The organism is Lysobacter sp. 22409, from assembly GCF_052045105.1.
GTDB lineage: Bacteria > Pseudomonadota > Gammaproteobacteria > Xanthomonadales > Xanthomonadaceae > Lysobacter > Lysobacter antibioticus_B.
Genome location: NZ_JBQEOE010000041.1, coordinates 12,477 through 35,162 on the forward strand (window position 1 = coordinate 12,477; position 22,686 = coordinate 35,162).

A 22,686-nucleotide genomic window follows, 5' to 3' on the forward strand; every position below is an offset into this window, starting at 1 on the left:
GTAGCAACGCGCACCACGCGTCGTAGAAAAAACGCACGCTCAGGGGAAGCATGCGGCCTCGCCTGCATCAAACGCTGGAGCATCCAGTTCCCATCGCCTGACCCCGTCGCCATCGCCATTGTCGAACACACCGGCCCAGCCGGCGTCGCGGTCTTGCCTCTACTACGGACGGAGAGACTCATGAAACGACTTTGTGGTTCCTTGCTGCTGCTCGGACTGTCGATCAGTGCCGCACTTGCTGCCCCGGCCACGCGCCCGGCAGCGTTCGATCACGCCAATATCTCGCGCCTGGACAAGATCGCGCTGCGCGCGATGCCGGCGGTGGACGTCGCCAAGTTGCGCGCGGAAGACCGCGTGCGCGAAGCGCGCAATGAGATTCCTCGCTTCGCCGCCTCGCTCGATCTCGACATGACGCCGTTGAATTCGGGCGTGTGGGAGAAGCTGGATGCCGACAACGTCATCTGGCGCCAGCGCGTGCGTTCGGACAAGGCGCTGTCGTTGAACTTCGGTTTCACCCAGTACCACATGCCGGCCGGCGGCCGTCTGCTGGTGTATCCGGCGACGCAGACCGCAGGCGGCGATCGCAGCCTGATCCGCGAATACACCGACCGCGACAACAATCCCTCCGGCCAGTTGTGGACGGCGATCGTGCCCGGCGAAGAGGCGGTGATCGAAGTAGTCGTGCCCGCCGCAAAAATGGGCGAGCTGAAGCTGCATCTGACCAAGCTCGGTCACGACTATGTCGGCTTCGGACCGCTCGCGCGCCGCCTGGCTGCGGCAGCAAGCGGCGAAAAGGGCGTCTCGGGCGCCTGCAATATCGACGTGGTCTGCCCCGAAGGCGACGGACGTCGCGACATCATCCGCTCGGTCGCGGCCTACTCGAAGAACGGCTCGCTGGCCTGCACCGGCTCGTTGGTCAACAACACCGCCAACGACAAGAAGATGTACTTCCTGACCGCGCACCATTGCGGCATGGGTACGGCGTCGACCGCGGCCAGCATCGTGGTGTACTGGAACTACCAGAACTCGACCTGCCGCCCGCCGAACACGCCCGCCAGCGGCGCCAACGGCGACGGCTCGATGGCCAACACCCAGTCCGGCTCGACCTACAAGGCGACTTACGCGACCTCCGACTTCACGCTGCTTGAACTGAACACGCCGGCCAACCCTGCGTTCAATCTGTTCTGGGCCGGTTGGGACCGCCGCGACCAGAACTATCCGGGCGCCATCGCGATCCATCACCCGAACGTGGCCGAGAAGCGCATCAGCAATTCGACCGAGCCGACTTCGTTCGTGGCCTGGGGCGGCGGCGCCGGCACCACCCACTTGCGCGTGCAGTGGCAACCGACCGGCGGCGTCACCGAGCCGGGTTCCTCGGGTTCGCCGATCTACAGCCCCGAGAAGCGCGTGCTGGGTCAGTTGCATGGCGGCCCGTCGAGCTGCAGCGCCACCGGCACCAACCGCAGCGATTACTACGGCCGCGTGTTCACCTCGTGGACCGGCGGCGGTGCGGCGGATTCGCGCCTGAGCAACTGGCTCGACCCGGGCAACACCGGTGCGCAGTTCATCGACGGTCTGGATTCGGGCGGCGGCACGCCGAACAATCCGCCGGTGGCGAACTTCACCTCGTCGGTCAGCGGCCTGACCGCGACCTTCACCGACAGCTCCACCGACAGCGACGGCAGCATCGCCTCGCGTAGCTGGAACTTCGGCGACGGCACCACCTCGACCGCGACCAACCCGTCCAAGACCTACAGCGCCGCCGGTACCTATACCGTCACGCTGACCGTCACCGACGACGATGGCGCGACCAACACCAAGACCGGCACGGTCACGGTGTCGGGCGGCCCGGGTGCGCAGACCTACACCAACGAGACCGATGTGGCGATCAGCGACAACGCCACCGTGGAAAGCTCGATCACCGTGTCCGGCCGCAGCGGCAACGGCTCGGCGACCACGCCGATCCAGGTGACGATCTACCACACCTACAGGAGCGACCTGAAGGTCGACCTGGTGGCGCCGGACGGCACGGTCTACAACATCCACAACCGCACCGGCGGCAGCGCCGACAACGTCATCGGCACCTACACCAAGAACCTGTCGAGCGAACCGCTCAACGGTACCTGGAAGCTGCGCGTCAACGACAATGCGAACCTGGACACCGGCCGCATCGACAAGTGGAGCATCACGTTCTGATCCACCGACGCCGCGCGCCGTAACGGCGCGCGGCGTTTCCATCGGCGCTTCTCCGTGCGCGGGGAAGCGCCATGGACGAAGTCCTGTTGGTGAATGGAATTCCGCGCGGCCCGGCGACCTCGCCGCGTGCACCCCGATCCAAAGACGCGCCATGCGTCATCGCAGACCACTGCGCCGTTCTGCCGTACGCATCACGAAAGCGAGGCATGGCCGCGACGGGCGACGCTTGTCAGCCCACGTGCCGCGTACCCAGCATGGTGGCCGCACCCACCGCATCGCTGTCCAACGTACCGGTACATGGAGAGTTTCCCAATGCGCTTCCAATACGCCGCGCTGCCCCTGTTGCTGGCCTTGTCCGCCGGCGCCAAGGCCGCCGATGACCTGCCTGTCTTCGTCACCGCCAAATACACCAACAGCGCGCAGCTGCAACGCATCGCGTCGCGCTTCCAGCATCTGATCGTCGACCGCGAGGCCAAGACCGTCCGCGTCGAAGCCATGCCGGAGGATCTGGCCGCGCTGAGCCGCGCCGGCTTCAAGTACGAGGTCGATCGCGACGCGACCGAGAAACTGCAACGCCTGCAGACCGCGCTGCAAAGCTCCGCGCTCGGCATCAAGAGCATTCCCGGTTATGCCTGCTATCGCACGGTCGAGGAAACCTATACGACCATGGACCAGCTGGCGTCGAGCAAGCCGCAGTTGGCGCGCGTGACCAACATCGGACCGAGCTGGCAGAAGACCCAGAGCGCCGGCACCGGCTACGAGATGAAGGTGCTCAAGCTGACCAATTCGGCGACCGACGCCGCGCTGCCGAACAAGCCGACCCTGGTGTTGTTCGGTTCGATCCACGCACGCGAGTACACGCCGGCCGAAACCGTCACCCGTTTCGCCGAATGGCTGGCCAACAACTACGGCACGAACGACGAGGCGACCTGGCTGCTCGACAACTTCGCCTTCCAGTTCGTGCTGCAGGCCAATCCCGACGGCCGCAAAAAGGCCGAGGCGGGCTCGTCCTGGCGCAAGAACGTCAACAACAGCAATGGCAGTTGCAGCGCCTCGGCCATCGGCGTCGACCTCAACCGCAACTTCCCTTATCACTGGAACAGCGCCGCCGGCGGCTCCAGCGGCAACGCCTGCGCCGAGACTTATCGCGGCCCGCTCGCGGCCTCGGAGCCGGAGACGCAGAACCTGATGCGCCTGGTCGCCGGCACCCGTAACAGCAGCGGCGTGTATACCGGCGGCATCTTCCCGGATCGTCGTCCCGACGACGTAAACACCGCCGCGCCCGAGGATTACCAGGGCATTTTCATGGACATCCACAGCGCCGCCCAGCTGGTGCTGTGGTCGTGGGGCGACACCAGCAATCCCGCGCCGAACAGCGCGGCGTTGCGTGCGCTCGGCCGGCGCATGGCCTTCCACAACAACTACCGCCCGCAACAATCCGACGAGCTCTACGCCACCGACGGCACCACCGACGACACCATGTACGGCCTGCTCGGCGTGCCGGCGTACACGATCGAGCTGGGCGTGTCGTTCTTCGAGAGCTGCAGCACCTTCCAGGGCACGACCCTGCCGGACAACCTGAAGTCCTTGCGCTACGCAGCGCGCAGCCTGTGGGCGCCGTACAAGCTGCCGTCCGGCCCCGACACCACCGCGGTCAGCGTGTCTTCGGCGACCGTGCCGGCCGGTACCCCGGTCACGTTGACGGCGACCGTCGACGACAGTGTGTTCAACCAGAGCAACGGCACCGAGCCGGTGCAGAACATCGCTTCGGCGCGGGCCTACCTCGATGCGCCGCCGTGGGCGGCCGGAGCGGTCTCGTATCCGCTCAACGCCAGCGACGGCAGCTACAACAGCAGCCGCGAAGTCGTGACCGCGAGCATCCCGACCACCGGCCTGGCCAACGGCGTGCATACCTTGTACGTGCAGGGCACCGACGCCGCCGGCAAGCCGGGCACGCCGAACGCGGTGCGCTTCACCGTCGGCGGCACCGGTCCCATCAATACCCCGCCGGTCGCGAATTTCACTTCCAGCGTCAGCGGCCTCAGCGTGAACTTCACCGATAGCTCCAGCGACAGCGACGGCAGCATCGTGGCGCGCAGTTGGAACTTCGGCGACGGCACCACCTCGACCGCGACCCATCCGAGCAAGACCTACGCCGCATCGGGCACTTATACGGTCACCCTGACGGTCACCGACGACGATAACGCCAGCCACAGCAAGACCGCCTCGGTCACGGTCAGCGGAGGCGGCGGCACCCAGACCTACAGCAACGGCACCGACGTGCAGATCCCCGACAACGCCACGGTCGAGAGCAGCATCGTGGTGTCCGGCCGTACCGGCAACGCACCGAGCGACGCCTCGATCGCGGTCAACATCCTGCACAGCTACAAGAGCGATCTGAAAGTCGACCTGGTGGCGCCGGACGGCACCCTCTACAACATCCACAACCGCAGCGGCGGCAGTGCCGACAACGTCGTCGGCACCTTCGTCAAGAACCTGTCGAGCGAGCCGCTCAATGGCACCTGGAAGCTGCGCGTCAACGACAACGCCACCCAGGACACCGGCCGCATCGACAGTTGGAGCATCACCTTCTGATCGTTTCCGGATCGTAGGCAAGTTGCAGCGCGCATCCCCGGCTTCGACCGGGGATGCGCGTTTATGCAGGCACGCATCGGCTTCGTCGAGTTTCTGCGCAGCCGCATGCTGCGGTGCAGGGCGATCGTGTCGGGCCGCCGTAACGGCGATGTTTCCATCGCCGAAACAGTGAAAATTCCGCGGTTTTCGTATCGATTTCGCCCTCCGGACGTGCGCCGTAAGCGGTTACTGCGCGTATGCATGACCGAGGTCACGAACGCGAATGTGCGCTCGAACAGGTTGTCGCTTGTTCGCCATATCGGATCGCGCTTAGGGTCGAGTCCCGGGCGTATCGGAACGTTTCCCCCCGCACCGTTCGGCGCCGCTTTCACGCGCAGCAAACTCTCGCGACGAACCGCACTCTGCGGCCGTCATCCCAGTCCATCGCGTCCCTGCGCCGATGCCGCCCGCATCCGGCCGGGCGACGCCGAACAGGAGCGCCTTCCGTGAACAAGCACTTTGCCCCGTTGCCCGCCTTGCTCGCCCTCGCATTGTCCGCCGCCATCGCACCGGCGATGGCGCAGACGCACAGCCACGATCACGCACGTCCGGCCGACGCCACCGACGATCCGTTCCAGCCGGTGTTCATCGTCACCTCGCGCGAGACCTTCGATGCCGGCGTGCAGTCGCTCGCGCGCAACGCCACCGGCGTCAGCAACCCGGCCGGTGCCAAGCTGGTGGTGGCCGAACTGAAGACTTATCAGCTCGCCGACGTGACCCGTCATGTCCACGAGAAGGAAAAGCGCTGCGGCGGTTTCGTCGCCTTCGAGACGCGCGCCGAGGCCGAAGCCTTCGTGCGCAGCGAGCGCAGCGTCGAAGCGATGAACACCAAGTTCGCCACCTACACCATCGACAACCAGGCGACGGTGAATCCCTGGCTGGGCCAGGTCGCCGAAGCGAACATCCGCGGCACCATCAGCCACTTGTCGACCCAGTACCCGAACCGTTACTACGCCTCCAGCCACGGCCGCACCTCGGCGACCTGGATCAAGGACACCTGGGCTGGACTGGCCAACGGCCGCAGCGACGTTACCGCCGAGTTCTACACCGGTTGCAGCACCTGTTCGACTCAGCCCTCGGCGATCCTGACCATCCAGGGCAGCGAGTTGCCGAACGAAGTAGTGGTGCTGGGCGCGCACCTGGATTCGATCTCCAGCAGCGGCAGCGGCGATTCGATGAACGCACCGGGCGCCGACGACGACGCCTCGGGCATCGCCACCCTGACCGAAGTGCTGCGCGTGGCCATGGCGAGCGGCTACAAGCCCAAGCGCACGATCAAGTTCATGGGCTATGCCGCCGAGGAAGTCGGCCTGCGCGGCTCCAAGGCGATCGCCACCGATTTCAAGAACCGCGGCGTCAACGTGGTCGGCGTGCTGCAGTTGGACATGACCAACTACCGCACCAGCGGCGCGCCGGCGGTGCGCCTGGTCAGCGATTACTCCAACTCCAGCCTGCAGCAGTTCCTGCGCGATCTGTACACGACCTACATCGGCGGCACCGTCGGCAGCTACACCTGCGGCTACGGTTGTTCCGACCATGCCTCGTGGACCTCGGCCGGCTTCCCCGCGGCGATCTACTTCGAGGGCGGCACCTCCAGCGGCGGTTACTTCGGGTCCATCCACACGCCCAACGACACCCTCGCCAACATGGGCAACTCGGCCGCCAACAGCGTGCCCTTCGCCAAGCTCGGCCTGGCCTTCCTCGGCGAACTCGGCAAGACCGCCGGCACCGGCCCGGGTCCGGGCACCCAGACCTATACCAACGGCACCGACTACGCGATCAACGACAACGCCACTGTCGACAGCCCGATCAGCGTGTCCGGCCGCACCGGCAACGCGCCGACCAGCGCTTCGGTGTCGGTCAACATCATCCACACCTATCGCGGCGACATTAAGGTCGACCTGGTCGCGCCGGACGGCTCGCTCTACAACATCAGCAACCGCGCCGGCGGCAGCGCCGACAATCTGAGCGGTACCTTCAACTTCAACCTGTCCAGCGAGCCGCTCAACGGCACCTGGAAGCTGCGCGTCAACGACAACGCCAACAACGATGTCGGCCGCATCGACACCTGGAGCATCACCTTCTGATGCCTGTCCGTAGCTGATCGAACCGAAACGGGCTCCGCGATGGAGCCCGTTTCTTTTGTGGCCCCGATGCGATCGGCGGTGGTCGTGGGCTTTGACCGTGCGGCAGTAGCGGCGAATGCCCACCGGATGCCGTGCCGGCCGGCCTGCGATTTGGATCGAGGCAGCAGCGCTGCGGCCTTGCCGCGAGCTCGCCCGTTCGCGCTCGCAGCAGCACAAGCTATTGATTTTACGCCTGTTCTTGCCATGTCGGCGCCGTTGTCGCCAAAGTGAATCCTCTCTGAATCCGCCCCGACGGTTTCAGGCGCGCCTTTCTACTTTCCCTCTGAACCGCCCGCAGTCGAGGCGAACCGCTGCCGTGTCCTGGAGCGGTCCGCGGTCGAGTGCAGGCAGATCGCTGCGGCGTTCGCATCGATACCACTCAGGGGAACAGCACCATGAATTTGCGTACTTGGATCGCGGCGGCGCGCCGCCGGACCGAGCCGATGACCGCAGCCCGCAGCGCCGGGGCTGAGCGGAAACGGCCGCGCAGGTTCAGGATCGCCTGTCTGTGGCTGCTGGTGGCTTCCTCGTCGTTGCGGGCAGGCAGCGGTATGGCTGCAACCTATACGGTTACCAGCCTGGGCGATGCCATCGGCATCTGCACGGGCACCAGTCCGAATTTCAGTTGCACCACGCTGCGCGCGGCGATTACGGCGGCCAATCTGACCGCGACGGTCAATGACAGCATCGTTTTCAGCGTCGGCGGCACCATCAACGTCGGATCGGAACTGCCGATAGTCTCCGACACGCTGACCCTCAACGGCGCCGGCATCACCCTGAACGGCAACAACGGTGCTTATCAGGCACTGCGTTTCGCCGCGGGAGCGGGCGACAGTCAGCTTCGCAATATCAGTATCCGCAACTTCGCTGCGGTGGCGGTGAGCGCGGCCAATGTCGCCAATATGCTGATGAACGGCAACACGATCACCATGTCGGCCGCGTTCGACGCCATTCGCTGCTCGGACAGCAACGGCTGCACCATCACCAACAACACCATCGGCGGGATCGGCTCCTACGCCATCAGTGTATTCAACAATGCGGCCATTGCCGGGTACCAGGGCAGGGTGGCCGGAAACCGCCTCAGCGGCGTCAGTATCGGCGTTGCTCTCTCGGGCGTGACCGACGTGACCGTGGACTCCAACGTGATCAGCGGAACCAGCGGTGCCGGTATCCGTTTGGTAGGCTCCAATGGCGATATCACCAGCGGCAACACACTGACTAACAATACGATCAGCGGAAATACGGGCGCGGGCATCGTGCTGACCGGCACCACCGGCGGTACCGGCACCAACCAGACCAACGACAACCGGATCGAAGGCAACATCATCACCGGCAACGGCGGCGTCGGTATTGCATTGACCGGAAACGCCAACAGCAACGTCAACCAGAACACGATCACCGGCAATACCATCACCGGCAACTCGGGCGACGGCATCAACGTCAGCGGCACGACGGCGACCAACAACGCTATCTATGCCAACACCAACATCTCCGGAAACAGCGGGCTCGGCATCGACCTGGGCACCGATGGCGTGAATGCGAACGATGCCGCCGACGCCGATACCGGCCCGAATACCTTGATGAATTACCCGGTGGTGACGAGCATCGTCGGCACCACGGTCAAGTTCGTCTTCGACACCACCGCCAATGCCAACGGCTATCGCATCGATTTTTACCGCAACCCCGGCGGCCTGGATGCGACCGGTTTCGGCGAGGGCCAAGTGTGGCTGAGCAGTTGCACCGTCGCCGCGCCGAGCGCCAGCGTGCCGAGCAGTTGCACCGTCGCCGGCCTGGATGCGGCGTCGCTGAGCATGACCGCGACCCGCTGCCAGAACTCCGGTTGCGTGACTACGGCGACCACCTCGATCGGCTCGACCTCGGAATTCAGCGGCCCGAGCAGCACCGACCTGCGGATCAGCAAGACCGATGGCCAGACCCAGTACGGTACCGGCCAGACCCTGACTTACACGATCGTGGTCAGCAATGCCGGCACGACGACGGTCAGCGATGCGGTGTTCACCGATCCGGCGGTGAGCGGCTTGTCGGTGACCGGGGTCGCCTGCGGCAGCGCCACTTTGAGTTCGCAATGCCCGGTCGCCGCAAGCACCACGGTCGCTCTGATGCAAGGTGCCGGCATCGTCATCCCGCGCTTGACCGCCGACGGCAGCGTGACGTTTACCGTGACCGCCATGGCGACCGCCAGCGGCGGCAGCCTGACCAACACCGCGGCGATCGCCGTGCCGGTCGGGGTGAGCGAGACCGCCGCGGCCGACAACAGCGCTTCGGACACCGACGGCATGCAGCCGAGCTTCGGCACCTGCGATTCGCGGCTGTGGCTGGAGCAGTCGCCGGGCGCGCCGACGCCGACCACGCTGTACCAGATCGGCACCAATGCCAATCCGCTGACTTTCAATGCCGTCGGCACGGCGACGGTGGTGTACAACGCGGTCGGCTACAACCCAACCGACAATTATCAGTACGGCCTGATCACCCCGACCAGCAATACGCTCGTCAGGATCGGGTCCGACGGCGCTGTTGTCAGTTTGGGCACCGTCAGCGGCTTGCCTGTCGGGACTTACATCAGCGGAGCGTTCGGCACCGCCGGCAATATTCTTTACGTCAAGAGCAACCTCGCCGCCGGCACGACGATGTACGCGATCAACGTGACCACGATGACCGCGACGGCGGTCAGTCTGAGCGCGGCGATCGATATCGCCGACTGGGCCTGGGTCAATGGTCTGTTGTATGGCGTCACCTTCACCGGCCAATTGGTGTCGGTGAACCCGAGCACCGGCTCGGTGGCGAATATCGGTGCGTCCAACAGCCTGCCCGACGGCTTCTTCGGCGCCATGTACGGCGCACCCAACGGCCTGTACGGCTCCGGCAACAACCCGCCGAGCGGTTTCTACAAGTTCGATCTGGCCACCGGCACCGCCACCTTGATCAGCGGCGCGCCCGGTTCGAGTTCCAACGACGGCTCCAATTGCCCGACCGCCAACATCACCTTCGGCGCCGACCTGCAGATCACCAAGACCAATACGCCCGGGGTCAACGGCAACGTCGACCAGACCAGCGACACCTATGCGCCGGGGCCGCGTAGCTACACCGTCACGGTGACCAACGCGGGCCCGTTCGGTGCCGCCAATGCGGTGTTCACCGACCCGGCGATCGCAGGTTTCACGGTCAGTTCGGTGACCTGCGCCAGCCCGACCGGCGGAGCGGTGTGCCCGACCGTGGCCAATACCACCGTCGCCTTGATGCAGGGCAGCGGCATCGTCATTCCGTCCCTGCCTTACAGCGGCGGTACTTCGAGCAGCGTGACCTTCACCATCGCCGGCACCATCGCCACGAGCGCGACCGGCACCCTCGCCAATACCGCCACGGTCGCGGCCGGAGCCGGCACCGGCGACACCGCGCTGACCAACAACAGCGCGACCGACAGCGACACGCTGGCGCAAGCGCAACTGACCTTGCGCAAAGTCAGTTACGGTGGCGTGGGGACCTTCGATTTCACCATCGACCAGGGTTCGGCCAGCGTGGTCGCAACGCGTAGCCTGACCACGGCGACAGAGGGCACGGTGGTGACCGATAGCGTGCCGGTGCCGATGACCCCAGGGCAGACTTATCGCATCATCGAGACCACCGTGCTGTCGTCCGGGCGGGCGTGGACGCTGACCGATTTCAGTTGCACCAACATCGCCGCCAATAAAGTCTTCAGGAACTCCGGCGACACCTACACCTTGCTCAGCGTGCCTGCCGGCGCCGACATCGTCTGCACGGTCACCGACCGCAAGTCGCCCACCTTCCAAACGCAGAAAATTTGGGCGCGTGCCGCCCCAGGGGATCGGGTCGTGTTGGCCTGGTCGCGTACGGCCGGCGCGAACAGCGCCAGCGGTTACTCGGGCAATTACGCGCCCGTCGCAGACGCCACCGGCAATAATACGTCGACCTCGCCGCCGACCGCGGTCTACATCGGCGATACCCTCAACCTGAGCGCCGAGACTTGGCTGACCCAGACCGGTACCTATACGACCTCCGACTACATCTGCACGCGTTCCAGCGACGGGACGACGTTTACCGTGCCGGCTTCCGGCGGCAGTTATGCGCTGACCGATGCCGACACCGGGGTCAATCTGCTCTGCAGCGTGACCAACACCCGGCGGGTGGCGGATCTGTCGATCACCAAGACCAATACACCGGCGGCCGGGGCGAACGACCAGGCCGGCGACACCGTAACCAGAGGCGCCGCCAGCACGTACACCATCGTCGCGAGCAATGCCGGCCCGGACGCGGCGGACGGTGCGGTGATTCGCGATACGGTCGGGCCGGGGCTGACTTGCGCCACGGTGAGCTGTAGCGCCAATGGCGGTGCGGTGTGCCCCGGGACGGTGGATGTCGCGACCTTGCAGGGCAGCGGCCTGGTCGTCGCCACTTTCCCGGCCAACAGCAGTGTCAGCCTGCTTCTGACTTGTACCGTGCAGTGAGGCATGGCGGCCGGCACGACCGCTCCGGTCGACCGCGTTCGGTCCGGACAGGTCATCGGTGGCTGCGTGCGAGCTCGTCCAGAGCCTCGCGCGCCAGGCGGACGGACGCATGCTCCGGCCCGAGCCAGCGGGTGGCGGTGTCGCGCATCCGCAGCAGAAAGCGGCGCGCTTGCGCGCCGTCGCCCTGTTGCAGGGCGATCTTGGCGCGCAATTGAAAGATATTGATCAGCGCGAGTCGGGCGCGGACCTTGGGCAGAGCGGCTTCGACCTGTGGCGTCAGCGTAATGAGCTGCGCTTCGGCGCCTTTCAGATCGCCAACGTAGTAGGAGATCGCCGCGCGCGTAAAAGGGATCCGGAACCGCAAGCTGTGCGATGGGCCGAAATAGCGCCGCGCATCGGTTTCGGTTTCGGCGAGCAGGCGCAGGGCTTGCGCCGCATCGTCGCCGCGGTTGCGGATGGCCAGACCGCGGGCGTAATAGAGCTTCGGCGCGAACACCGGAATCCTCTGCCGGTTGGCTTCGGCAATGAACGATGCGAGCTGTTTCATGCCTTCGTCTTTCAGCGTCGCAGCGACTTCGGCCGGCATCGCCGCCGGTTTGCGATGCACCAACATCACGCCGAGGTCAGCTTCCGCCCGCAGCCTGAGTTCGTGCTTCGGGCCGTAAGAGGTGCGCATGATCGCTACCGCGCGTCGCATTTCGTCCAGGTGCTCGGCGTAGCTGTTCTCGTCGAAAAAGTAGATTTGCGTCGATACGCGCAATGCTTCGGCGTACTCGGGATGCGACGGGCCGTAACTGGCGCGCAGGATCTCCCGGCCGCGGGCGATCGATACGCGGCAATCCTCGGGCCGGTCGCCGGCGCATTGGCTGTCGGCCAGCACCGCCCAGGCGCGGCCGGTGTCCGGGTGGCGTTCGCCCAGGCTGCGGCGGCGCTCGTCGAGCAGTTGCTGGGCGATGGTCTGCGCTTCGGCGTAGCGCTCTTGCACGGTCAACAGGCGCACCAGTCTTTCGCGGGCGAGATTGGCCAGTTGCGACGGCTCGTCGGCCGACAGCGCGATTGCCTGGCGCAGGTCGGCTTCGGCCGCGGACAGATTCAACAAGCGCGTATTCCAGTGGCCTCGCAAGGTCAGCAGCTCGACATAGGGCGCGGGCTCGGCGTCGAGGCGCATGCGCGCCAGCGCTAGCGCCCGGTCGAGGTTTTGTTGCGCTTGCCGATGTTCGACCAGCTCCCATTCGCTGCGGGCGATTTCGGTCAGCAGGCGCAGGCGGGCGGCGCGACTCGCGTCGTCGTCGTCGGGCAGCGCCTGCAGGGCTTGTCTTGCAAGCTCGCGCGCCCGGGTGTGGCGCGCCTGCAGATTCAACAACGAGGCCAGGGTGGCCTGGGTCTCGGCCGACGCCGCATCCCCACCGCCGCGCACCTGCGAGGCTTCCCCGGCGAGGCGGGTGGCGCCGGGGTAATCGCCGATCACTGCGTGGCTGCGCGCCAGCGAGGCCAGGGCGCCGGCGAATACGCGCGGTTGTTCTTCCAGATCGAGCCTGCGGATCTTCGTCTCGACCTTGCGCAACAGCTCGCTGGACGAGAACGGCGTATCGCCGAGGCCGGACAGCGTTGCCGTGCCCAAGGTGTCTTCGAACAAACGGTTGACCGCGAGCGCGGCTTCGGTTTCGCCCTGGGCGCGTTGCGCCTGCCACAGCGTCGCGCCGATGCCGACCGCCGCCGTTGCGACGATGGCGCCGGTCAGGCCCAGGGCCAGGCGATGACGACGAAGGAACAGGCCGGCGCGGTACAGGGCACCGTTGCGCGCGCTGACCGGGCGCTGTTGCAACCAGCGTTTCAGATCCTCGCCGAGCGCCTGCGCGCTGGTGTAGCGCCGCTGCGGGTCGGCGTGGGTGCAGCGTTCGACGATTGCATCCAGATCGCCGGCCAGGCGTCTGGCCAGGGTACGGTTGTCGGGCAAGCTCCGGTTTTCGGCGACGCCCGGCGGTGCCGCGAGGGCCGCCTGCACCAGCGCATCGTCGGCACGCGACGGTCCCATCCAGCGGCTGGCCTGGGCGAGCAACGATGGGCAGGGGGTGTCGCCGGTCAACAGCCGGCGCAGCACCACGCCGAACGAATACAGATCGGCCGCGACGCTCGGCGGCGAGCCCTGGAAGACGATCTCCGGCGCGGTGTAGCCGGGCGTCAGCGCAATCGGTATCGATTCCGGGTCGCCATGCGCGGTCAGCGGCGCGGACAGGCCGAAGTCGAGCAACTGCACCCGGCCTTCGGCGGTCACCAGCAGGTTCGAAGGCTTCAGGTCCTGGTGCAGCACGCCTTCGCCATGCGCGTAGACGAGCGCATCGCAAGCTTGCCCGAGCACCGCGACACGTTCTTCCAGGGTCTTGCGATGCCGGTCGCACCAGTCGTCGATGGGCAGGCCTTCGACATACTGCAAGACGAACCAGGGGTGTCCGTCGGGGTCGAGCCCGCCGTCGAGCAGGGCGGTGATGTTGGGATGCTGGAGCCGCGCCAGATGGTTGCGTTCGGTCAGCAGGGCGTCGGCCAAACGCGGCGACGACAGTTCGATACGCGCGCATTTCAAGGCCACGCGCTGCAGGTATTGCCGATCGTCGCGTTGCGCCTCGTAGACGATGCCCATGCCGCCGGCGCCGATCTTGCGCACGATCCGCCACGGCCCCAGGCGGGTGCCGATGCGTTCGTCGCCTTCCGTGTCGGAGCCGGGTGCGGCGTCATCGTGCGCACTCGCCGGAGGGCGCAGCGGTTCGTCGAGCGGATGCGCGACCGCGTCGGCCGCGATCATCGCCGCCAGCAGCGTGTGCGCCTGTGGATCGTCGTGGCGAATCTCGGCGAGGAAACCGGGGCGCTGGCGCGTGTCCAGATCCATGTAGGCCCTGAACAGCGACAGCACGCGGGCCTCGACCGTAGACATGGACGCCGGCGGGCTCAGGCGGCCGGAGGATCGGGCAGCGGGGCCGCGCCGAGGTGAGCGATCAGATAGCTGCGCGCGGTCCGCCACTCGCGCCGGATACGCTCTTCGCTGACCTCGAACAACGCGCCGATCTCGCGGTCGGACATGCCGCCGAAGTAGCGCAGCTCGACCACCGAGACCAGGCGCTTGTCGATCTTGCCCAGGTGTTCGAGCAACTGGTCCATCAGCACCAGTTCCTCCATGCGCGCGGTTTCGCCGGTCTTGAAGTCTTCGTCGTAATCGACGAACTCGGCGCCCTGGCCACGCTTGCTCGCGACCGCCTTCTTGGTTTCGTCGAGAATCGCATAGCGCATGGCGCGGGCGATCAAGGCGATCAGATGAAAGCGGCTTTCCGCGGTGGACGCGGCGCCGGCCATCTTCAGCCAGGCCTCGCTGATCAACGAAGTCGGCGACAGCGACGGACGGCGGCCCCGCTGGCGCAGCTCGGAGCGCGCCAGCCGGTGCAGGTCCTGATAGATGCGCGCATAGATCAGATTCCAGGCGTCGCTACGCCCTTGCCGCGCCTGCTGGATCAGGACCGTCACGGATTCGACCGTGGCGTCGGGCAAGACCCACGAGGTTTGGACTGGCGGCGGCGAGGCGATGAGCATGGCTCCAGACTCCCGTTGATCATTCAATAGTGACGAAAGTCACAAAAAATGACCATGCTCCGGGCGTGCCGCGCGACGAGTGGCGGCCCGGCACCGACCGGCGCGCCCGATCGGCGCCGGTTTCGGCCAGGGCGGGTCTGTGCGACTGACGCTGGAACCGCGCCTCAGCGCGTGCAGCTCTCGCTGGCTTCGAGCGTGCCGCGTTCGCTGATGCGCCAATGGGTGACCGTGCCGAGTGCGTCGGTCTCGAAGGTCAGCTGGCTGTTCTTGGCCTGCGGCGCGGCGACTTCGATGAAGGCCGAGCCTTCGAAGGTTGGGTTGGCGACCTGCTTGGTCCGGCCGGCATAGGCCTGGTTGATTTCGGCGATGCTCATGCCGACGCGGCCGCCGCCCGGGGCGATGGCCTTGGCGTCGTAGACGTCGATGCCGGCGAGCTTGTCGCCGGCCATCAGGAAGGCGTATTGGTGGGTGACCGCGCCGCGCACCGGATAGAGCAGGTGGCAGGCGGCGTCCGGGCGCTGATCGCGGTTGTCCTTCATCTCGCCGCCCCAGGCCTGGCGGACGCTCGCGCTGTCGGCGCCGAACTTCGCGGTGACGGTGCCGGCCTGGTCGCTGCCGTTGAAGCCGTCGTAGCCGATCGCGTCGCTGCGCAGCACGCGTTCCGGCGGCAATAGAGGATTGGTCGAGGCCGCGGGCGATGCGGAGGGGGCCTGGCCGGTGTCGTTCTTGGCGGTCCGGGTGGAGTCCGCACTGTCGGCGGGTTTCTGACAAGCCGACAGTGCCAACACCGCTACGGCCAGGACGAGTACGCGCATCGCGATCACCATTGGTATCGGACAGCCCCCGATCCTAATGCATCGATCCGGAAGCATCGCAGTGCAGCAAAGCGGCGCTTGCGCGAACTGCGGCGCGATGCGCCGCTCAGATCGCTTCGAAGCGGTTCGCGTCGACGTTTTTGCGGACTTTGCTCGGGTCCCAGATGCGGCCGTTCATGGCGATGTAGACGCCCGGCGGCAGCGATTGCACCGCGCCGACCGCGGTGCCGATGTTGAACTCGGCATCGGAGCCGCGGAAACGCGCCGGATTGAGGGCGCCGGTCATGACGATGGTCTTGTTCGGAATCGTCGCCAGCACCTTGGCCGTCTCGACCATGCTGTCGGTGCCGTGGGTGACCAGCACGTGCTGCGCGTCCTGGGCGGCGATCGCGGCGCGGATCAGCTCGCGGTCGCCGGCGTTGATGTGCAGCGAGTCCTTGCGGATGATCGGGATCACGCTGTAACGGAAAGCCACGCCGAGCTCGTCGAGGATGCGGCCGATCTGCGGTTCGCCGATCTGGTAGTCCGACTTGTCGTCGAAGTAGATCTTGTCGATCGTGCCGCCGGTGGTGACGATGCAGAGCTGGTCCATCGTGGGTAAGGTCGCGAGGTCGGGGAAGCGGAGATTATAGGCCCATGGCCAGGGCCCGGCCGGGTCGTTCGCTGTCGATGCCGGCGTCGTCGTGCCGCGTGGTTTTCGCGCCGCGGGCTTCGGATGCCCGCCGGGCCGGATCAGGGTTTCCTGCCGAAGCGGGCCTGGATGCCGGGCAGGTTGGCGGCGAACACGACGGTCACCGCCAGGGCCAGTTCGATCCAGCCCTGCAGGCGTTCCGGCGGCCGCGACCAGGCCACCATCACCCCGTGGCTGAACCAGCCCAGCGCCAGCACGCCGGCCCAGTAGGCGGCGTGGCGGTTGCGGAACCAGACGCCGATCGCGAGCAGCAGCGGCGGCAGCACGAACACCACCAGGGTCGCGGCCAGATGACGCTGCGACAGCATCCACGCCGCATACAGCGCACTCAGGGCCAGCAGAGCGAGCAGCAGGACCAGATTGGAGCGGGGACGTGGCGTGGCGGTGCTCATCGGCTCACCTTGGCGACCAGTTCGGCGACCCGGCGGCCTAGCGCGCGCGCCAACACCGCTTCGTCGTCGCTGAGCTGCGGGTCGTCCTGGGGCCCGGCGACATGACTCGCGCCGTAGGGGCTGCCGCCGCCACGCGTGGTGCTGAGCAAGGGTTCGGTATAGGGAATGCCGACGATCACGCAGCCGTGGTGGAGCAACGGCACCATCATCGTCAGCAGGGTCGATTCCTGGCCGCCGTGCTGGCTCGCGGTCGAGGTGAACACGCCGGCCGGCTTGCCGACCAGAGCGCCGCTGGCCCATTCGGCGCCGAGCCCGTCCAGCCAGTGCTTGACCGGTGCGGCCATATTGCCGAACCGGGTCGGGCTGCCGAGCACGAGCCCGGCGCATTCGGCCAGGTCGCGGGCTTCGACGTAGGGCGCGCCGTCCTCGGGCACCGGCGGCGCCGCGGTCTGGGTGATCGCGGCCACCGGCGGGACGCTGCGCACGCGCGCGGCGATGCCGTCGACTTCGCCGATCCCGCGCGCGATCTGCCGCGCCAGCCGCGCCACCGATCCGCCGCGGCTGTAATAGAGCACCAGAACTTCGGTCATCGATCTCTCCTGTAGGCGGCAAGGATAGAGGATGGGGAGAGGGCGATTGGGGTTTTGGGGAGCCAGGGCGGCTGGGTGGGCATTGCGGGCGGGGCGCTTCGCCTGGTGCCGCAATGCCTTCACCCCCGACGAACCCCCAGGCAACCGCAGCGCATGCCCCCGTGACGCGCCATCGGTTACCCTGCGCCGGATGGAACCCTTGGACTCGATTTATCGCTGGAGCGACCGGGTGCGCGATCGCGCTCGCGCCGGAACGTTCTTCCGCTTCCTGGCCCGCCGCTTTCTCGACGACAACCTGTTCCAGGCCGCCGGCGCTCTGTCCTACACCACCGTGTTCGCGCTGGTGCCGCTGTCGATGGTCGTGTTCGGCGTGCTGTCGGCGTTCCCGATGTTCGGCGAATGGAGCGACCGCCTTAGCGACTACATCTTCTCCAACTTCGTGCCCTCGGCGGCGCGCTCGGTGGAGAGTTATCTCAAGCAGTTCTCGGCCAACGCCGGCCAGCTGACGACGGCGGGCGTGATCGCCTTGGTGGTCTCGCTGTTGATCACCCTCAACGGCGTCGAGTCGGCGTTCAACCGGATCTGGCGCATCCATTCGCCGCGCCCGCGCCTGGGCCGCTTCCTGGTCTATTGGACGGTGCTGACGCTCGGCGCCCTGATCGCCGCGGCGAGCCTGGCGATCTCGGCGCGCTTCTTCGCCATGGAGGTGTTCTCGACCCAACCAGGCCGCTGGCTCGAAAGCCTGTTGCTGCGGGTCGCGCCGATGCTGCTGGAATGGTTGGCCTTCGCTGCGATCTACCGGGTCGTGCCGCATCGCACGATCAAGTGGCGGCATGCGGTCGCCGGCGCTTTCCTGGCGATGGTGCTGTTCGAAACCATCAAGGGCGGCATCGGCCTGTACCTGGGCAATTTCGGTTCGTACTCGAAGATCTACGGCACCCTGGCGTTCGTGCCGATCTTCCTGTTGTGGATCTATCTGAGCTGGGTCGCGGTGCTGCTCGGCGCGTCGCTGGCCTCGTCGATCTCGGCGTTCCGCTACCAGCCCGCGTCGATGCGCTTGCCGCTCGGTTTCGAGATGTACGGCCTGTTGCGTCTGCTCGCCCGCTTCAACGAGGCGCGCAAGCGCGGTCGCGGCCTGCATATCGACGACATCCAGCAACTGGAGCCGATGCTGACCGATTCGCTGGTCCAGCAGATGCTCGAGCAACTCGGCGAGATCAACGTGGTGCGCCGCGCCGAGAACGGCGAATGGCTGCTCGCGCGCGATCTCGACGAGCTGTCGCTCGGCGAGTTGTACGAAGCCTGCAACCTGCGCATCCCGATCGCCGAGGCGATGCTGCCGTGCCGCGACGACTCGCTGGGTCAGTCCGCGGTCGCGGCGATGGACGAACTTCGTGTGCCCCTGCGCGCGCTCATGAAACGACGCGTGTCCAGTATTCACGCCGAAGAGGAAGGAACATGATCCCGAGTCATCGCAAGTCCAGCCTGCGTTCGTTGTCCGCACTGGCGCTGGCCGTTGCCGTGCTGTCGCTCGGCGCCTGCCAGCAGCCGCAGACGCCGGCCAGCGACGGCAAGCCGGCCGCAACGACCGACGCCAAACCAGCGCCGGCCGCGCCCACGAAGCCGGCCGATGCCAAGCCGGCCGATGCGCCGCCCACCGATACCGCGAGCGACACGCCCGAGCTGCGCATCGCCACCATCGACGGCAAGACCTACGACCTGGCCGAGCGACGCGGCCGTTGGGTGGTGGTGAACTTCTGGGCGACCTGGTGCGCGCCGTGCATCAAGGAAATGCCCGAGTTGTCGGCGCTGGACACCATGCGCGACCACATCGAAGTGATCGGCCTGGCCTACGAGGAAATCGAGCTCGCCGATATGCAGGCCTTCCTCAAGAAGCACCCGGTGTCGTATCCGATCGCGATCCTCGACGTCGCCGACCCGCCGAAGGCCTTCGATACGCCGCGCGGCTTGCCGATGACCTATCTGATCGGGCCCGACGGCAAGGTCGCGGAGAAATTCCTCGGCCCGGTCGACGCCAAGAAGATCGAGGCCGCCATCGCCAAGGCCTCGGCCCAGGTCGCCGTGCCGAAGGCATGAGCGCGGCGCGCTTCTTCGTGGCCGGTAAGGTCCAGGGCGTGTGGTTCCGCGCCTCGACCCGCGAGCAGGCGCTCGCCCTGGGGCTGCGCGGTTACGCCAACAATCTCGCCGATGGCACCGTTGAAGTGCTGGCGGTCGGCGACGAGGCCGCCGTGACGCGCCTGGCCGAATGGCTGGGCCACGGCCCGACACAGGCGCGCGTCGACCGGGTGATCCGCGAGCCGGCGCGCGAGGACGAAGCCGGCGAGGGGTTCGTCTGCGGTTGAGCGAGGGGCCGGTCGGAAACGCCGGCCGCTTTGCTTACAACGCGCCAGGCTTCACCATCAAGCGTCCGTTGCGCCATTCGCGCTGCTCGCTGATGTGCCCGCCGCGCGCCAGGTAGTCGACGATCGAACGCACGGTTACCACCGGGTAGTCGCCGGCGAGGCGGGTGCCGATCGGGTGATCGCTGAAGGCGACGTTGGCCGTGAACAAACCGCCGAGCACGCGCTTGGAATAGGGGATCCGCACGCGATCGGGGCGAAAGCCGTCGGCGAGCGCGGCGCGATAAGCCTCGCGCCGATTGCCGGGCGCGGACGCGGACGCGTCCGGCAGGGTGGCGGCGAACAGCTCCAGCACCCATGCGGTCGAGTTCTGATAGTCGGCGCTGCCAGGGCGTGCGATCAGGTTGTAGTGCGGCTGGTGCAGGCCCCCGCTGGGCAGGCCGCGCAGGTGCGCGGCGAGGCGTTCGGCCTGGGCCGGTTGCAGCCAGACGATGCGCGCGTCCTGGTTGACCAGATCGTCGGCGAAGAAGTTGACCAGGCCTTGCGTGTACAGGCCGGAGCGGTCGCTGCCGCATTCGTTGAGCAAATGCACCGCGGTCCAACGGCCGGCGGCATGGTCGCGCACGACGAAACCGACATGGCTATAGACCAGGCCCTGCGCCGATAAGTCGGTGCCGACGCGGGCGACCAGCGCGGCGGGTGCATCGCGTTGCTCGAGCGCGGTGGCGACGGTCAGCGCGGTCTGTGCCGCCGCGGCCAGTTTCTGTGGGGTGACGGTCTGGTTATCGCAGCGAGTGCCTGCACGTCCCTGTGCAGGCAACACTCCCAGGACCACCACCGCCAACGCGGCCATAAGCATCCTGCAGGCCGCGAATCCGGAATAAGCAAAAGGAACGCGCGCGGCACTCATGCATCGATCCGCTCGCTGTGCATCAGCGCGCGGGCGCGTTCGTTGGGGATGAAGCAGAAGGGATCGCCATCGGCGCCGCTGAGCAGCCAACCGCCGGCGACCGCGGACACCGTCAAAGCCTGGCCAACCTTGAGGCCGAGCTGCTTGACCGCCTGCGCCGACAACGCCACCGCGAACGAGGTGCCCAGGCCGACCGCCGAGACCGTCAGCGTTACGCCCTCGGCGCTGGCCTCGACCCCGGCGACCGAGAATTTCGCCCCGGCCGATAGCGCCCGCGCCGCGGCCACCGGCACTTCGACCGAGGCGTTGAGGCTGAGCTCGGACTGGCGGCTGAGGCCGTCGGACTGCACCGCCGCAAAGGCCGGCGTCCCTGCCAGCAGGCCAGCGGCGGCCGAAACGGACAGGGCGAGGGGAAACATGCGGCTGGCAATCCTTGGCATCTCGCACCGTCTCGTGAAGGTCCGGGGCCACCCTCGGTGGGACGCGGGGCGAATGCAATAATCATCGACAAAGTGTCTCGGAATTCGCCATCGGGTAGCGTATTTTGATACGCATGGCGATTTCCATCGAACTGATCGACGGCCTGAAGCGTTTTTTGCGCGCCCAGGACCTGACCTACCGGGACCTGGCCTTGCGCCTCAAGCTCAGCGAGGCCGCGGTCAAGCGTATGTTTTCGCGGCGGGCGATGAGCCTGCAGCGGCTGGAGCAGATCTGCGACGTGCTCGATATCGGCCTGGTCGAGTTGAGCGCCGAAGCCGGACGCGGCCGCGCGCCGATGGCCATGCTCAGCGAAGAGCAGGAGCAGGCCCTGGTCGACGATCCGGCCCTGCTATTGGCCTTGTTCCTGACCTTGAACCGATGGAAACAGGCGGACGTGCAAGCGCATTTCACCTTCGACGACGTCAAGTGGACGGCGTTGCTGGTGCGCTTGGACCGGCTCGGCATCATCGAATTGATGCCCGGCAACCGCGGGCGGCCGCTGACCGCGCGCAACTTCCGCTGGCGCGCCGACGGCCCGATGGAGCGCCATTTCCGCCTGCGCATGCTTGGCGACTATTTCGCCGACCCCTTCGACGGCGAGCAGGACGTGTTGTTGTTGCTCAGCGGCGCCCTGAGCGTCGCCGGCATCCGTCAGCTCAAGCAGCGCCTGGGCGAGGTCGCGCGCGAGTTCGACGGCTTGTTGGCGCGAGATGCCGCCTTGAGCGCGCAGGAGCGGGTCGGCGTGAGCCTGGTGTTGGCGCAGAAGCCGTGGCTGTTGCAGCTGTTTCACCCGTATCGGCGTTCGCAGGGCGAGTGAGAGCGCACGGTCTCGCGATCTCACCGAACGCGGCCCCTGTAGGAGCGACGTGAGTCGCGACCAAGGGACGCGCAGGAACGGTATCGCCGATGCCATTCATCGAAGCGGCGTGTCGTCGCGAGGGTAGGAGCGAGGTCCTACTGGATTTCCTTCGGTCACAAGTCGCGACCACGGAATGCGCAGAGGCCGCATCGCTTACGTCCTTGATCAAAGTCTTGAACTGTCGCGAGGGTAGGAGCGGCGCAAGCCGCGACCGCGATGTGATGGTCTTGCGGCGCGTCTATCAAGCAAGAGCAGAGCTTCCGTCCGCTGACGCGGCCGGGTTACTTTCTTTTGCTAAGCCCAAAAGAAAAGTAATCAAAGAAAAGGGCTCTCCTTGCAAGGGCACAGGCCACGAGTACGATGCTGTCGCCGAGATTTTTCGATAGGACGTCCTTGTCCTATCGAGTTATTCCTTTAAAGGCTGGGCGCACGTCCTGTGCGCCGCCCTCCGGGTCTACGATCGCATCGCTAGATCGAAACTGCGCCAAGCTCTTTACGGCAACGGCAACGGCAACGGCAACGGCAACGGCAACGGCAACGGCAACGAGTGTTTTGCTCTTAGGGTAGGAG

General features: G+C 66.5%; 17 protein-coding genes. 9 read left to right on the forward strand and 8 right to left on the reverse strand.

From position 1 onward, the window contains the following. Window positions 1-180 precede the first annotated feature (180 nt). The 5 genes from ACTJJK_RS18450 to ACTJJK_RS18470 all read left to right on the forward strand — a co-directional run bounded on the left by ACTJJK_RS18450 (window position 181) and on the right by ACTJJK_RS18470 (window position 11,440). A complete protein-coding gene (locus tag ACTJJK_RS18450) occupies window positions 181-2,196 on the forward strand; it encodes a proprotein convertase P-domain-containing protein (protein ID WP_440730907.1) in 2,016 nt (671 codons plus the stop codon). A gap of 312 nt (window positions 2,197-2,508) precedes the next feature. Further along, entirely contained in the window at window positions 2,509-4,791 is a 2,283-nt protein-coding gene (locus tag ACTJJK_RS18455; protein ID WP_440730908.1) for a M14 family zinc carboxypeptidase, read from the forward strand. A 63-nt stretch (window positions 4,792-4,854) separates the two neighbouring features. Beyond that, entirely contained in the window at window positions 4,855-5,280 is a 426-nt protein-coding gene (locus tag ACTJJK_RS18460; protein WP_161786155.1) for a hypothetical protein, read from the forward strand. Then, window positions 5,277-6,917 carry a M20/M25/M40 family metallo-hydrolase gene (locus tag ACTJJK_RS18465; RefSeq protein WP_440730909.1) on the forward strand — a complete coding sequence of 547 codons (1,641 nt, stop codon included), beginning with the start codon at window positions 5,277-5,279 and terminating at the stop codon, window positions 6,915-6,917. The genes ACTJJK_RS18460 and ACTJJK_RS18465 overlap by 4 nt, the downstream gene beginning before the upstream one ends. 590 nt (window positions 6,918-7,507) lie before the next feature. Further along, on the forward strand, window positions 7,508-11,440 hold the full coding sequence (locus ACTJJK_RS18470) for a beta strand repeat-containing protein (RefSeq protein ID WP_440730910.1): 3,933 nt from the start codon (window positions 7,508-7,510) through the stop codon (window positions 11,438-11,440). 52 nt (window positions 11,441-11,492) lie between these two features. On the opposite strand, the gene ACTJJK_RS18475 is transcribed toward ACTJJK_RS18470, so the two are convergent. The 6 genes from ACTJJK_RS18475 to wrbA form a co-directional block, all read right to left on the reverse strand. Beyond that, on the reverse strand, window positions 11,493-14,369 hold the full coding sequence (locus tag ACTJJK_RS18475; protein ID WP_440730911.1) for a protein kinase domain-containing protein: 2,877 nt from the start codon (window positions 14,367-14,369) through the stop codon (window positions 11,493-11,495). Window positions 14,370-14,383: 14 nt separating this feature from the next. Then, entirely contained in the window at window positions 14,384-15,019 is a 636-nt protein-coding gene (locus tag ACTJJK_RS18480) for an ECF-type sigma factor (RefSeq protein ID WP_031373729.1), read from the reverse strand. A 164-nt stretch (window positions 15,020-15,183) separates the two neighbouring features. Further along, window positions 15,184-15,834, reverse strand: a complete 651-nt coding sequence (locus ACTJJK_RS18485) for a hypothetical protein (protein WP_440730912.1) — start codon at window positions 15,832-15,834, stop codon at window positions 15,184-15,186. A gap of 106 nt (window positions 15,835-15,940) precedes the next feature. Next, complete coding sequence (locus ACTJJK_RS18490; RefSeq protein ID WP_031373731.1) at window positions 15,941-16,426, reverse strand: asparaginase domain-containing protein; 486 nt, start codon at window positions 16,424-16,426, stop codon at window positions 15,941-15,943. 140 nt (window positions 16,427-16,566) lie between these two features. After that, window positions 16,567-16,917 carry a DUF2069 domain-containing protein gene (locus ACTJJK_RS18495; protein WP_223620326.1) on the reverse strand — a complete coding sequence of 117 codons (351 nt, stop codon included), beginning with the start codon at window positions 16,915-16,917 and terminating at the stop codon, window positions 16,567-16,569. Beyond that, window positions 16,914-17,507: an NAD(P)H:quinone oxidoreductase gene (gene wrbA / locus ACTJJK_RS18500; RefSeq protein WP_031373733.1), complete on the reverse strand. Its 594-nt coding sequence runs from the start codon at window positions 17,505-17,507 to the stop codon at window positions 16,914-16,916. Before wrbA ends, ACTJJK_RS18495 begins: the two co-directional genes overlap by 4 nt. A gap of 190 nt (window positions 17,508-17,697) precedes the next feature. On the opposite strand from wrbA, the gene ACTJJK_RS18505 reads away from it, so the two are divergent. From ACTJJK_RS18505 to yccX, 3 genes are read left to right on the forward strand one after another with little or no spacing between them, the layout of a single operon-like run. Then, window positions 17,698-18,969, forward strand: coding sequence for a YihY family inner membrane protein (locus tag ACTJJK_RS18505; RefSeq protein ID WP_031373734.1), 1,272 nt, complete (start codon window positions 17,698-17,700; stop codon window positions 18,967-18,969). Beyond that, the gene (locus tag ACTJJK_RS18510) at window positions 18,966-19,604 is read left to right on the forward strand and encodes a TlpA family protein disulfide reductase (protein WP_440730913.1); all 639 of its coding nucleotides are present in this window, start codon (window positions 18,966-18,968) and stop codon (window positions 19,602-19,604) included. The genes ACTJJK_RS18505 and ACTJJK_RS18510 overlap by 4 nt, the downstream gene beginning before the upstream one ends. Further along, window positions 19,601-19,870, forward strand: coding sequence for an acylphosphatase (gene yccX, locus ACTJJK_RS18515; RefSeq protein ID WP_440730914.1), 270 nt, complete (start codon window positions 19,601-19,603; stop codon window positions 19,868-19,870). The genes ACTJJK_RS18510 and yccX overlap by 4 nt, the downstream gene beginning before the upstream one ends. Before the next feature lie 34 nt (window positions 19,871-19,904). On the opposite strand, the gene ACTJJK_RS18520 is transcribed toward yccX, so the two are convergent. Further along, window positions 19,905-20,720, reverse strand: coding sequence for a DUF2145 domain-containing protein (locus tag ACTJJK_RS18520; RefSeq protein WP_440730915.1), 816 nt, complete (start codon window positions 20,718-20,720; stop codon window positions 19,905-19,907). Between the two features lie 53 nt (window positions 20,721-20,773). Beyond that, window positions 20,774-21,196 carry a hypothetical protein gene (locus ACTJJK_RS18525; protein ID WP_440730916.1) on the reverse strand — a complete coding sequence of 141 codons (423 nt, stop codon included), beginning with the start codon at window positions 21,194-21,196 and terminating at the stop codon, window positions 20,774-20,776. A 134-nt stretch (window positions 21,197-21,330) separates the two neighbouring features. Here ACTJJK_RS18525 and ACTJJK_RS18530 point away from each other — a divergent pair, with 134 nt between their 5' ends. After that, window positions 21,331-22,074: a helix-turn-helix domain-containing protein gene (locus ACTJJK_RS18530; protein WP_051885348.1), complete on the forward strand. Its 744-nt coding sequence runs from the start codon at window positions 21,331-21,333 to the stop codon at window positions 22,072-22,074. Window positions 22,075-22,686: the final 612 nt, after the last annotated feature.